Here is a 13,089-nt window from a genome sequence, read left to right on the forward strand (position 1 = left end):
TCCCGCTTCTGTCCCGAAACCGCCGCGATACTTGTGTTAGAGGCCGACAGATTACTGCCGAATGCCACATGCGTCCAGAATGGCTGCATTAATATGACAGCCGCGTTGAATTCGCAGAAAAATCGCACTGGTTGTGGACGGCTGCTCCGGATCACACCTTCTCGACGTAATTGTCGAGAACGCGTTTCTGGCCGGCCTTGTCGAAATCGATCGTCAGCTTGTTGCCGTCTATGGACGCAATGTTTCCGTTGCCGAACTTCATGTGAAACACGCGGTCGCCAGGCGAAAAGCCGGACGGCGTGTCGGCGACCGACCGCGCAACGAGTTCGCCCTCGATCGTCTTCGGCTTGACAGACCCACGCCCCGCTCCGTAGCCGGAATCGGCCTCGCCATAGCCCACATGCTCTACCGCGTGGCCTGATCTGGAGCCCCAGTTGCGGCGTGTCGCCTCGTTGCTGTTGACCTGCGCGCGCCGCCAGCCGGGCGTGTCGTAGCTGCGCGTAAACGGGTCCGCCTGGTCGAAACGCGAGGCGCCGTATCCGCCGCCGGCGGAGGCCGCGCCATAACCGCCATAGGATGTTTCCGGCTCCGCGACGTCGACATGGTCGGACGGAAGCTCGTCCAGGAACCGCGACGGGATCGTCGATTGCCACAGGCCGTGGATGCGGCGGTTCGAAACGAACCAGATGTGGCAGTTGCACTTTGCGCGCGTCAGCCCGACATAGGCGAGGCGGCGCTCTTCTTCGAGACCCGACCGGCCGCCTTCGTCCAGCGCGCGCTGATGCGGAAACAGCCCTTCCTCCCAACCCGGCAGGAACACGGTTTCAAACTCCAGTCCCTTGGCGGAATGCAGGGTCATCAACGAAACCGCGTCGAGATCCTCGTTCTGCTCGGCGTCCATCACAAGGCTGACATGTTCGAGGAAGCCGCGCATGGATTCGAATTCGTCCATGGAGCGGATCAGTTCCTTGAGGTTGTCGAGACGGCCCGGCGCTTCCGCGGATCGGTCGTTCTGCCACATGGCGGTGTAGCCGCTCTCTTCGAGAATGGTCTCGGCGAGCTCCGTATGCGGGGTGTTTTCGAGAAGCTGTGACCACCGGCGGAAATTCTCGACCACGTCAGTCAGCGACTTGCGCGGCCGCGGCTTCATTTCCTCGGTCATGACGAGGTCGGCCGCCGCCTGCAGCATCGGGATGTCGCGTGCGCGCGCATAGTCGTGGATCTGGCGAATCGCGGCGTCGCCGAGGCCGCGTTTCGGCGTGTTGACGATGCGCTCGAAGGCGAGATCGTCCGCCGACTGGCTGACGACGCGGAAATAGGCCATCGCGTCGCGGATCTCGAGCCGCTCGTAAAAGCGCGGCCCGCCGACGACCCGGTAGTTGAGGCCAAGCGTCACGAAGCGGTCCTCGAATTCCCGCATCTGGAACGAGGCGCGCACCAGGATCGCCATGTCGTTGAGCTTGTGATCCTGACGCTGAAGCTGCTCGATCTCTTCGCCGATGGCCCGCGCCTCTTCTTCCGAATCCCAGGCGGCATGGACCATGACCTTCGTCTCGTCCTCGTGAGTGAGGTCGGTGAAGAGGGTTTTGCCGAGCCGTCCTTCATTGTGGGATATCAGATGCGAGGCGGCGCCCAGAATATGCGGCGTCGAGCGATAATTGCGCTCCAGGCGTATGACGACGGCGCCCGGAAAATCCTTCTCGAAGCGCAGGATGTTGTCGACATCCGCGCCGCGCCAGCCATAGATCGACTGGTCGTCGTCGCCGACGCAGCACACATTGTGCGAGCCCTGCGCGATCAGCCTGAGCCACATATATTGGGCGGTGTTGGTGTCCTGGTACTCGTCGACCAGGATGTAGCGGAATTTCGCGTGGTATTCTTTCAGCACGTCCGGATGCGCGCGAAAAATGCGGATCGGATGGCACAAAAGATCGCCGAAGTCGCAGGCGTTCAGGGTCTTCAGCCTGTTCTGGTAGGCTTCAAAAAGGTCGCGGCCGCGACCGTTGGCGAAGGCGCGCGCGTCGCCTTCGGGAATGTCGGCGGGTCCGTAGCCCTTGTTCTTCCAGCCGTCGATCATCATGGCGAACTGGCGCGCCGGCCAGCGCTTGTCGTCCAGCCCTTCGGCCTGGATCAGTTGCTTCAGGAGCCGGATCTGGTCGTCGGTGTCGAGGATCGAGAAATCGGAGCGCAGACCGACGAGTTCGGCGTGGCGGCGCAGCAGCCGCACGCCGATGGAGTGAAACGTCCCGAGCCAGGGCATGCCTTCCACCGCGCCGCCGACCAGAACGCCGATGCGCTGCTTCATCTCGCGCGCGGCCTTGTTTGTGAAGGTGACGGCGAGAATCTGGCTCGGATAGGCCTTTGCGGAGGCGAGAATATGGGCGATGCGGGTCGTCAGAACGCGCGTCTTGCCTGTTCCCGCGCCGGCCAGAACCAGAACCGGGCCGTCGAGCGTTTCGACGGCGCGCCGCTGTTCCGCGTTCAGTCCTTCCAGGTAGCCGGGCGGAGAGTTGACGCGGTTGCGAGCAGCCATGGCGCGCGCGGCCAGGCCTGTCGGCGCGTCGCCGGACGGTTTTGCCTGTTCTTCGCCGAAAAAGGGTATGTCGTCTTCCGGATCGCTCATCGTCCCCAATGTAGTGATTCGGCCCTGAAAGGCCAGAAAACTTGTCAGCGACACAACAAATCCAGCCGCTATACAGTTGTTATTTTCCCGTTTTGTTTAAATATTGACGCCGATGACGGGATGAACAACGGGCGGCCCGGGGGGAACGCGGCATGGCGGAACTGTTTCTGAACATCACCAACGTCATCCTGCCGGTGCTTGTCTGCGCTGCGATTGGCTACGGGCTTGCGCTTGCGAAAATCCCGTTCGACAAGAACACGATCAGCGGTCTGGTGACCAATGTCGGCTATCCGACGCTCATCATCTCGCATCTGAGCAAACGGCATGTGAATGTCGCTGAATTTCTCGATTTCATGCTGGCCGCGGCGCTGGCGGTCATTTGTTTCGGCGTTATCGGTTTCGTCGTTTTGAAGTTCATGCGCCTGCCGGTTCGCGCTTTCCTGTCTCCGATGATGCTCAATAATGTCGGCAATGTCGGGCTTCCCATATCACTGCTCGCCCTTGGCGGCGCGGGCATGTCGTTCACCATGGCCTATGTCGTCGTGGTCGTGATTGGCATCTTCACCGTCGGCATGTGGATCCCGATGGGCCGGTTTTCGTTGCGGGACCTGCTCACGTCCCCGATCATCTATTCGGTCATCCTCACGCTCGTCCTGATGTCGACCCACTACGAACTGCCGAAAGCGGTCGGCCAGGCGTTCGACATTCTTGGCGGCATGACCATTCCCCTGATGCTTCTGACGCTTGGCTACACGCTTGCGACGTTGAAATTCAGCACGCTATGGCTCGGACTGGCGCTCAGCCTGATTCACGTCGCAATGGCGGCGGCCGTCGCCGCCGGCGTCGTGTGGCTGTTCGGCTTCACCGGCGTGCAGAAAGGCGCGTTTGTCATAGGAACCCTGATGCCGGTGTCCGTTGCCACCTACCTCTTCGTCGAGCGGTACGTTCCCGAACATGCGGGAGCGGTGGCCAGCTTCATTCTTGTTTCGACCCTGCTCACCGTCTTGGTGCTGACTGTCACGCTCACCGTGTGGGTGTGAACGCACCGCTGGAACCGGTGGGCACAGCAAGCCATTGAAATTAGTTTAACGTTATACTATATAGTATATCGCTAAACTATAATGGAGACGGTGATGAAGACGAGACGCAATTTTCTGAAGCTGGCGGGCGGCGGCGTCGTCCTCGCCGCAGCCGGAACGGCCTGGATCGCGAGCCGGAAGCCCGCGACGGCCAGACAGCCCTGGTCGCAGGCGGCCGAGGCGCCGAAAGGCGAGCGGGCGAGGGACATCCGACATTTGGCGCTTTCCTATGCCATTCTCGCGCCCAATCCGCACAACATGCAGCCGTGGATCGCCGACCTTTCCGAACCATCCACTGTCCTTCTATATTGCGATCCCGAGCGCAAACTTCCGCATACAGACCCTCACGACCGGCAGATTGTCATCGGGCTCGGCTGCTTTTCGGAGCTGTTGGTCATGGCTGCGCGCGCGGCCGGCTACAGTGTCGATGTGTCGCCATTTCCGGAAGGCGAACCGCTGCCCGAGCTCGATCGGCGGCCCGTGGCGCGTTTCGTCTTCAGCAAGGATGACGCATTGGCGTCCGATCCACTTTTCGAGCATGTGCTTGCCCGGCGCACCAATCGGGAAGCCTTCGACACTGAAAAACCGGTCCCCGAAGACATTCTGGAGCGGCTGACGCAAAGCGTGCGATACTCCGATGTCGGATACACCAATGATGACAGTCGTGTCGCCGACCTGCGGGATTTCTCCTGGTCAGCCATGGAGATGGAGCTTTACACGCCGCGCACCTATCAGGAGAGCATCGACGTCATGCGCATCGGTTCGCAGCAGATCGACCATAATCCGGACGGTATTGTGCTTGAAGGTCCGATGATGGAGTTGCTTTCGGCGACCGGGATGATCAACCGGGAAGTCCTTGCCGATGTCGACTCGATGACTTTTCGCCAGGGATTGCCCATGCTCAAGGCGCCTTTCGACACCGCCATGGCGTTCGCCTGGACGTCGACTGCTGGCAATACGCGTCGCGATCAGCTCGCCGCAGGACGCGACTATATCCGTCTCCATCTGGCGGCGACCGGAGAGGGATTGGCGCTGCAGCCCTTTTCGCAGGCGCTTCAGGAATATCCGGAAATGGCGGACCATTACGCCGCAATTCGCAAAAAACTGGCGATCGACGACGGCGCCACGCTGCAAATGTTCGTCCGGCTGGGCTATGGTCCGTCGATCGAGCCTTCGCCGCGATGGCCATATGAAAGCCGGATAGAAGACGTATGACGAATACTGCCGACCCACCGGAGACGGGACCCGCTCTATTCCGCTTTTTCAACGAAATCGGCATCATCGCCCAACTCTCCGGCCACGCGATTGAGCGCGTTCTGCCTCACGAACTCAAGATGGCGCATTTCTCCGTGCTCAATCACCTGGCGCGGCTCGGCGGCGAACCCAGCCTCGTCGAGATCGCTCGCGCCATGCAGGTCACAAAAGGCGCCATGACCAACACGATCGCGAGGCTGGAGCAACGCGGGTTTGTCGCGGTGACGCCGGACAGCCGTGACCGGCGAAGCAAGCGCGTGCGTCTGACGGAAGCGGGGCTTGAAGCGCGCGACAACGCCGTGGCGGCGATCGCGCCGCAATTGCTGGATCTCGCCAAAAGCGTTTCCGCGCCCGACATGATCGATGCGTTGCCGCTGCTGGAGAAAATACGCCAGTATCTGGACGCCCATCGTCCATGAACCGGTATCCGGGCATTTGTTCGAGTTCATGTTAAACTGTGCGCCGTGTCGTTGCGCCGCGGATCGATATAAAAGCTTCACATATTTGTAATATTGGGCGTATCTATTAGCAAAAGCTTGTAATTGTATGTCGATACAGTCCGATGAATACCGATAATTCTTCAGATATTTCAAAAACCTCTAGTGAAAAATCGAAAACAGTTCAGCAATACATAGAAGAAACGCCCTTGTGGGCCGACGGCACGCCCGTCGGGTCTGCCCAGATGACCGCCATGCAATGGCGGATCTGGTGGCTGGCTTCCGCCGGAAAGTTTTTTGGCGGTCTGATCATTTTCATGACCGGCGTTGCTCTGCCGCTTTTGGCCAAGAGGTTCGATCTCGACGCGGTCGGGTACGGGCTGGTGAGTTCCGTGACCTTGTTTGGACTGTTTGTAGGAGCAACCGCGCTCGGCGGACTGGCCGACCGGTACGGCCGCAAACGCATGTTCCTCATAGAGATGGTGGTCCTGACCCTGTTTCTGGTGGTCGTTTCGCTGGCCCCCAATCTGATCGTTCTGCTGCTGGCCCTGTTCGGAATCGGCGTTGCTCTGGGATGCGATTATCCGACAGCCCATCTCATCATTTCTGAAAGTATTCCCTCGCGCCATCGCGGTCGCATGGTGCTGGGCGCCTTCAGTTTTCAGGCCGTCGGAGCATTTTCGGGCATCGGCATCAGTCTCGGGGTGTTGACCGTCTTTGAGGATCTCAGCGCCTGGCGATGGATGTACGCCGTCGCGATCTTGCCGGCGTTCGCCATTCTGGTTGCCCGCTTTTTTGTTGTCGAAAGCGCCCAATGGCTGGTCAAGTCGGGAAATGTCGAGCACGCGCGCTTGTCTCTCTCCAGGCTCCTCAAACGCGAGCCGGTCTATCCGACCGACATCAGCCTGTCTGAACATGACGGAAAGCCGGTGACCGGATCCACATTTGCTTCGTTTCGTGAGCTTATAAGAAACAAGGAAACAAGACGCGCCACAATTTTGGCGTCGGTGCCATGGTTTCTGCAGGATATCAGCACCTTTGGCGTCGGCATTTTCACGCCGCTGGTCTTGTCCGGTCTGTTTGACAAGACAACGACACAACACAAAGGCTCGATCGCCCATGTCGTGGCCGACGATATTCAGGCCGCACAGGGAGCGGCGCTGGTGGACTGGATGCTGGTCGTCGGCGTCTTGCTGGCGATATTGCTGTCCGACAGGGTCGGCCGGATCAAACTGCAGATTTTCGGGTTCATCGGCGCCGCAATCGGCCTTTTTATCGGCGTGATGGCGCCCAGCTTCGGCGCCAATAATGAAATGATCGTGGTCCTGTGTGGCCTCATGCTCTTCAATTTCATGACGAATCTCGGGCCGAACTCGCAAACCTACCTGATCGCCGGCGAGGTGTTCCCGACCGAACATCGCGCGGTTGGCGCAGGTCTGGCCGCGTCCATCGGCAAACTCGGAGCGATGTCGACGGCCTTTGTGTTCCCGATATTTCTCGCCTCGGTCGGCAGGGAAGCGCTTCTTTCCGTTCTGGTCGTCACGTCGTTGCTCGGCGCCGTCGTCACATGGCTCTACCGGATCGAGACCGCGGGGATCAATTTGGAGGAAGTCGACCTGAAGGAGCTTGAGCAAACGTCGGATCCGCAGGCTCTCTGAGCAGAACCGAATTCTGGTCTACGTCGCGAGATTTGCGGCGTTTCAGCCTTCCAGTCGGCTGATGCGCCGATCCGTCCAGTTTAGCCGCTCAGCCATGACCTTGCGAACATCGGCGGCGATGTCGGGTTCGCGGCTCAAGAGATCGTCGAGCTCCGTCATCTGGTTCATCGCGATCAATCGCAATATGTCGTCGCGAACGCTGCCGTCAGGACGTCGGGGCAGAGCCTTGACGGGCTGCGCCATGTCGAGGTTCGCGTCCCGGTTCTGCTTGCGAATGCGCGCATTATACTCCGGCAGGTCGATTTCCTTTTCGTCGGTCTCGACGAATGCGTAGATGCCGACGCCCTTGCGGGGCAGGGGATAGAGGCTCAGCGCCACGTCACGAATGGCCGGATCGGCGCGCAACACCTTATTGATCGCCGGCCCTTCGCGCTCGATGCGGTCGCCGGTTCCCTCGCCGTCCGACCAGGAAAACAGGCCGCGAGTGATCAGGTTGTAGACCTTCTTGCCGGTCGCCATCCAGATGCGCGAAGGCAGCGACTTGCGCGCCAGGATCCGCTTTTCCGTCGCCGTCATCAGATGCGGCGCGAAAGACCGTTTCTGCTTGATGAGATGCCTGAGGTCCTCATAGGCGAGCGTGCGATAGAACCGGCCCTTCCTTCGGTGACAGGAGGCGAGCTGGAAATCGATCACCGCGGCCTTGCCGTCCGGCAGCATCAGCCAGTTCTGCGGCTTGGCGAGATCATTATGGGTGATTCCGCGGCGGCGCAGATCGCGCAGCAGACGGGCGGCGTCGCGATACCAGGTCGCATTGTCCGGCCGCGCAAGATGCAGCGGCGTGCCTTCCGTCCAGGAGCGGAAAATGCCGTCGCGATCGACCTCGATCAGTTGCGGCGTGCCGGCGATGCCCTCGACGGCCTTCAGAGCCCTGATTTCGCGATTGGCGAGGAACCAGGCGAGCGGCCGCGACCAGAGCGGCGAAGCCGACACGATGCGCCGGGCGACCCGCTCGTCGGGGCGATCGCTGAAATGGCCGGCGCGCGTCTCGGAAAAGACGTCGCGTTTGAATACTGTGTCGGAGACGAATTCTGACATGGTGTCCTCGTTACGCTCTGTTATGCGATCGGCCGGCGCCGCGCAATACTGTGCGTTTACTTGCCTCTTGTCCTGAGCGTCCGGTCAATCCCTGGCGAAGTCGTCGCCGTAGCGCACCTCTGCAACGCCTATCAGGCGCGCAAGCCGATATAGCTCGGCTTCGAGACGGTTGCGGCGCTGCGCGCTCCATTGGACGCGCGGCTCCGGCCAAAAGCGCGTCGCGCAGATAAAGCCGGCGTTGCGATCCGCCTTGATTTCGATGCGGCCGACGAAACGGTCGCCCTCCAGCAGCGGGTAGACGTAATATCCCCAGAGCCGTTTTTCCGCCGGCACGAAGATTTCGATCCGGTAGTCGAAGCCGAAGAGGCGCTCCGTTCGCGTGCGGTCCCGGATCGCGGGATCGAAGGGGTTGATAATGCGCAGTCGGCTCGTCGGCTCCGGCGCCTCTTCAAGTTTGCGCTCGATATCGGGACCGGCAAGCGCCTTGACCCACTGCCTGTCCGCCGTCTGTATCTCGACCTCGACAAGCGCGCCGTTTCGCCGTTCGATCCACTGACGGACTTCCGCCGGCGTCGTTGCTTCCCAGAAACGCTGCACCTCGCCGGGACTTGCGAATGTCAGGCGTGCGAGGGCGGCGTCGCAAAGCCAGTCCACCTGGCGGTCATGCGCAATCTCACGGGTGCGCAGGTCGTCCGGGATCACCCGTTGCGTGAGATCATAATATTTGATGAAATTTTCACGATGCGACGTGGAGAGATCACCAACATACCACAGATAATCGAGTGTCTTCTTGTGCGGCGGGCGCGCCCACATTTCCCGCGCGCCCTCGATTTTCGTGTCAAAGGCGTGGGTCGACAACGGTCCTTCATTCTCGATCCTGTCGCGGATGATCTTCTGCTCGGCGGCGTCCAGGGCCGGGCCGTAATAATTCGATCGATGAAGCCGCTCGCGCATTCTGTCGAACTGGCGACGCCACATCGGGTAGAATTCCACCGGTATGACGGATGCGTCGTGCGTGTAATGTTCGAAGATCAGCCGATCCCTGGCCAGCAGCTTTCCAAGCATGGGTTCGCGGTAGTTCTGGTTGCGGCTCCACAGGATGTGGTGATGGGCGCGGGTCACATTGCGGATCGTGTCGAGTTGCACGAAGCCGAGCGAATGGATCGTCCCCATCAGGTCGAGCGGGCCGGTCGGCGTGGCGGCGAGACCTTGCGCGGATAGCCAGAGCCGGCGTGCGTCGCGATTGGAAATCCTCAGTGGCATTGGGGCACAAAACGTTGTTAGAGATGCTCTTCTTTGGCGACGTCGATCAGGCGCTTGTTGAAATAGGCAAGCGCCTTGACGTGAGTCGCCCACGCAATGATGTGTGTTCCCTCCTTTTCGTCAACCACCGGCAGGCGTGACGAGCCTCCGATGTCGAAAGATCGCAAGGCCTTGTCGAGCGTATCGGTCGGTTTCAGCGCCATGCCGCGTTCATCGTCATATTCGACAGGCTCGTCGTCAGGGTTCACCGGCGTCATGAAATCCATGACCTTCACATTGCTGACCACAATATGCTGGGGACCCGCCTGCACGAAGATGCCGCGCATTTCCAGTTGCCAATTGAAATAGGAATGGCCGTGGATCGCCTGGTTGATGCCGTGCGCGATCGCCACGGTTAGAAGCAGCGCTATGGACAATTCGTAGCCGCCGGTCAATTCGAAGACGATCAGCGTGGTCGATATCGGCGCGCCGAGAACGGCGCCGACAACCGCCCCCATGCCGAGGAATGAATAAAGGGCGGGACTGGACGCCAGGCCGGGAAAGGCGGATGCGGCGATAATACCGTAGGCGCCGCCGGTCATGGCGCCGAGATAAAGGGAGGGCGAGAAGATGCCGCCGCCGAAACGAGAGGCAAGCGTAATGGAGGTCGCAGCCGTCTTGGCGACGATCAGGATCAGTAACATCGCCAGCGAGAGGCGCCCCCAGAGCGCTTCGTCAGTAGCTTCATACCCGACGCCCAGTACCTGCGGCAGGAAATAACCGATGCAGCCGACCATCAGGCCGCCGACCACCGGGCGCAGCCACAGCGGCATTGTGACCTTGCGTGCGAGGAAATCGGTTGAGAAGAGGGAAAACTGAAACGAAATCGCCACGATGGCCGAGATGATACCGAGAAGCGCGAACCCCGGAAATTCCCAGTACGAGACGACCGTGTAGTGGGGAACGGTGAAAGTGACCACTTCGCCGAACCAGTTGCGCGACACGATGGCGGCGACGCTGGAGGAAATGACGATGGGCACGAAGGAGCGCAGCGAATAGTGGCCGAGGATAACCTCGTGAGCGAAAAGAACGCCGGCGATTGGCGCGTTGAAGCTCGCCGATATGGCCGCCGCGACGCCGCAGCCAAGCAATGTGCGATCGCACCAGGACGGCATCTTGCTGTTGCGGGCGATCGCGGCCGAAAGCGTTGCGCCCAGATGAATGATGGGCCCTTCGCGCCCGGCGCTCGCGCCGGAACCGAGGGATATGGCGGAGATCACCGCCGAATAGATGCCTTCCCGAAAGCCCAGGCGCTTGCCTGAGACGGCCCGCGCCTCGATCACGTCCGCCACCGCCAAGGTTCGCCGTTGCGGCAGAAACCGCAGCATCTGGCCGACGACAAGACCGCCTGCCGCCGGCGCGAAGACGATCATGTACCACGGGACCTTGCGGGCGGCGGAAATGACCTTCTCGCTGCTGTCGTGAAGCCAGGCGAGCTGGACGAAGCCGATCAGCTCACGAAAAATGATGGCGGCGATCGTCACCGCAAGCCCGCCGGCGAGCGAAAGCAGCCACAGACGTGGCTGTTTTTCGTCAATGAACGACCGGATATTCGGCGTCACCCAGAGCCGGATCTGCCGTGGCAGAGATCGGATATATTCGGGTAACATCGCGCTGTCGCTATTTCCTGTTGATCGCGATGCTTCGTCCGGCTCTTTCGGGCCAGGGCAGGCTCGACTGAAGCCGGCGCATATCGTCGATAGCGTTGTACATGTCGGCTGGGATAGGGGCGACCTTCGGTCCGGAGGCGTCGATATGCAGATAGAGCACTTCCGATGTCGCCGACACCCAGCCGTCGGGGTGTATCAGTTCCTGATAGGCGTGCATGCGTTTGGCGTCGAGGTCGAGAACACGAAAGCTGACACGGACGCTGTCGCCCTGATGGACTTCCCGCAAATAGCACACATGGAGTTCGGCAACGTAGAAGCTCAACCCGTTTTCCCGCACATAGTCCGCCGTCATGCCGAATTCGCCAAAGGCCTTGTCCGCGCCATCGTCGAAGAGAACATTGTAATAGGCCATGTTGAGATGGCCGTTGTAGTCGATCCAGTCTGCCTTTATTTCGGCCGGCGGCGCGAGGAATGGCGCGTTCGTTTTCACCTGTTGTTCCGCTCCCCGTTTCGCCATATTGATACGCCCGAAATACTTTACTCGTTGAAGCAGGCGCCACAAGGGGCATCCTGCGGGAAACGGCATTAGGGAGGTACAGGATGGTACTGGCGGATGCGGGCGCCGGCTTGCGTAACGAAACGGGCATTGCAGTGGTTCTGGGGATACTCAAGCAGCGTTTCGGCGAAAGCTTTCAAACGGGTGAAGCCTTTCGCGCCCAGCACACCCACACCACCACCTATATTCCGGGTCAATTGCCGGACGGGGTCGCTTTTCCCGAGACAGCCGGCGAAATTTCCGAGATCGTGCGCATTTGCTCCGAACATCGCGTGCCGATCATACCCTTCGGAGCCGGCACCTCGCTCGAAGGCCATCTCAACGCGCCGAATGGCGGGATCAGCGTCGACACGTCGCGCATGAACCGGATTCTGAAGGTCAATACCGAGGATCTGGACTGTGTCGTCGAGCCGGGGGTGACGCGTGAGGAGCTCAACACCTATTTGCGCGACACTGGCCTGTTCTTTCCGATCGATCCGGGCGCAAATGCCTCGATTGGCGGCATGGCCTCGACGCGTGCGTCAGGCACAAATGCGGTGCGCTACGGGACAATGCGCGAAAACGTCCTGGCTCTGACCGTGGTGACCGCCGACGGCAAGGAGATCCATACGGGAACGCGCGCCCGCAAGTCGTCCGCCGGCTACGACCTGACGCGGCTCTTTGTCGGATCGGAAGGCACGCTCGGGATCATCACGTCCATTGCGCTCAGGCTTTACGGCATCCCGCAGAAGATTACCGCCGGGGTCTGTCCGTTCCCGTCGATCGACAACGCGGTCAACGCCGTTATCATGACCATCCAGATGGGATTGCCGGTGGCTCGTATCGAATTACTGGATACGGCCATGGTCAGGGGCGTGAACGCCTATGGGGGGCTCGACTACCCGGAAATGCCGCTGCTTTTTCTGGAGTTCCACGGAACGGACGCATTCGCCGAGGAGCAAGCCGTGACGTTTGGCGAGATCGCGACGGAATTCGACGCCGGCGAGTTTCTCTGGGCCAGCGAACCGGAAGAACGCAATCGCCTGTGGAAGGCGCGGCACAACGCCTATTTCGCCGGCATGGCCATGCGTCCGGGCTGCACCAACATCACGACCGATGTCTGTGTGCCGATTTCCCGCCTGACCGAATGCATCCATGAAACGCACCGCGATATCGAGGAGTCCGGGCTGCTTGCGCCGATCGCCGGCCATGTCGGCGACGGCAATTTTCACACCATGGTGATGATCGACCCCAACGATCCCGAAGAAGTCAGACAGGGCGAGGCGTTCGTCGCGCGGCTGAACGAACGGGCGCTGTCGATGGAAGGCACGTGTACGGGCGAACATGGCGTCGGGCAGGGCAAGCAGACGTCGCTGCGCACCGAAGCCGGAGAGAGCCTGGACGTCATGCGCGCCATCAAGCGGGTCCTCGATCCGGACAATATCATGAACCCAGGCAAAATATTCTCTATCTGAATGAGAATGGCGCAAGGCGCC

10 protein-coding genes are annotated in these 13,089 nt (G+C 60.5%); 5 read left to right on the top strand and 5 right to left on the bottom strand.

Annotated features, from left to right (window positions below; all coding sequences use genetic code 11):
• Positions 1-151: 151 nt before the first annotated feature.
• Positions 152-2,623, bottom strand: coding sequence for an ATP-dependent helicase (locus tag K1W69_RS01230; RefSeq protein WP_220227796.1), 2,472 nt, complete (start codon positions 2,621-2,623; stop codon positions 152-154).
• A gap of 152 nt (positions 2,624-2,775) precedes the next feature.
• Between K1W69_RS01230 and K1W69_RS01235 the strand changes: the two genes are divergently transcribed.
• The 4 genes from K1W69_RS01235 (at position 2,776) to K1W69_RS01250 (ending at position 7,051) form a co-directional block, all read left to right on the top strand.
• On the top strand, positions 2,776-3,663 hold the full coding sequence (locus K1W69_RS01235) for an AEC family transporter (RefSeq protein WP_258570764.1): 888 nt from the start codon (positions 2,776-2,778) through the stop codon (positions 3,661-3,663).
• A gap of 93 nt (positions 3,664-3,756) precedes the next feature.
• A complete protein-coding gene (locus K1W69_RS01240; RefSeq protein ID WP_220226513.1) occupies positions 3,757-4,917 on the top strand; it encodes an Acg family FMN-binding oxidoreductase in 1,161 nt (386 codons plus the stop codon).
• Positions 4,914-5,375 (top strand): MarR family winged helix-turn-helix transcriptional regulator, encoded by a 462-nt coding sequence (locus K1W69_RS01245; protein ID WP_220226514.1) that lies wholly within the window; start codon positions 4,914-4,916, stop codon positions 5,373-5,375. The genes K1W69_RS01240 and K1W69_RS01245 overlap by 4 nt, the downstream gene beginning before the upstream one ends.
• Positions 5,376-5,602: 227 nt before the next feature.
• Positions 5,603-7,051: an MFS transporter gene (locus tag K1W69_RS01250; protein ID WP_258570765.1), complete on the top strand. Its 1,449-nt coding sequence runs from the start codon at positions 5,603-5,605 to the stop codon at positions 7,049-7,051.
• 42 nt (positions 7,052-7,093) lie between these two features.
• Here the strand turns inward: K1W69_RS01250 and K1W69_RS01255 are convergent, their stop codons facing one another.
• The 4 genes from K1W69_RS01255 to K1W69_RS01270 all read right to left on the bottom strand — a co-directional run bounded on the left by K1W69_RS01255 (position 7,094) and on the right by K1W69_RS01270 (position 11,548).
• Positions 7,094-8,146 carry a phosphotransferase gene (locus K1W69_RS01255; protein WP_220226516.1) on the bottom strand — a complete coding sequence of 351 codons (1,053 nt, stop codon included), beginning with the start codon at positions 8,144-8,146 and terminating at the stop codon, positions 7,094-7,096.
• 84 nt (positions 8,147-8,230) lie between these two features.
• A complete protein-coding gene (locus K1W69_RS01260) occupies positions 8,231-9,409 on the bottom strand; it encodes a winged helix-turn-helix domain-containing protein (RefSeq protein WP_220226517.1) in 1,179 nt (392 codons plus the stop codon).
• Positions 9,410-9,426: 17 nt separating this feature from the next.
• Positions 9,427-11,058, bottom strand: coding sequence for a chloride channel protein (locus tag K1W69_RS01265; RefSeq protein WP_220226518.1), 1,632 nt, complete (start codon positions 11,056-11,058; stop codon positions 9,427-9,429).
• Between the two features lie 10 nt (positions 11,059-11,068).
• Positions 11,069-11,548: a thioesterase family protein gene (locus K1W69_RS01270; protein ID WP_220226519.1), complete on the bottom strand. Its 480-nt coding sequence runs from the start codon at positions 11,546-11,548 to the stop codon at positions 11,069-11,071.
• Between the two features lie 110 nt (positions 11,549-11,658).
• Between K1W69_RS01270 and K1W69_RS01275 the strand changes: the two genes are divergently transcribed.
• Positions 11,659-13,068 carry an FAD-binding oxidoreductase gene (locus K1W69_RS01275; protein WP_220226520.1) on the top strand — a complete coding sequence of 470 codons (1,410 nt, stop codon included), beginning with the start codon at positions 11,659-11,661 and terminating at the stop codon, positions 13,066-13,068.
• Positions 13,069-13,089 lie beyond the last annotated feature (21 nt).

The sequence above is a fragment of the Flavimaribacter sediminis genome, assembly GCF_019492055.1.
Taxonomy (GTDB): domain Bacteria; phylum Pseudomonadota; class Alphaproteobacteria; order Rhizobiales; family Rhizobiaceae; genus Flavimaribacter; species Flavimaribacter sediminis.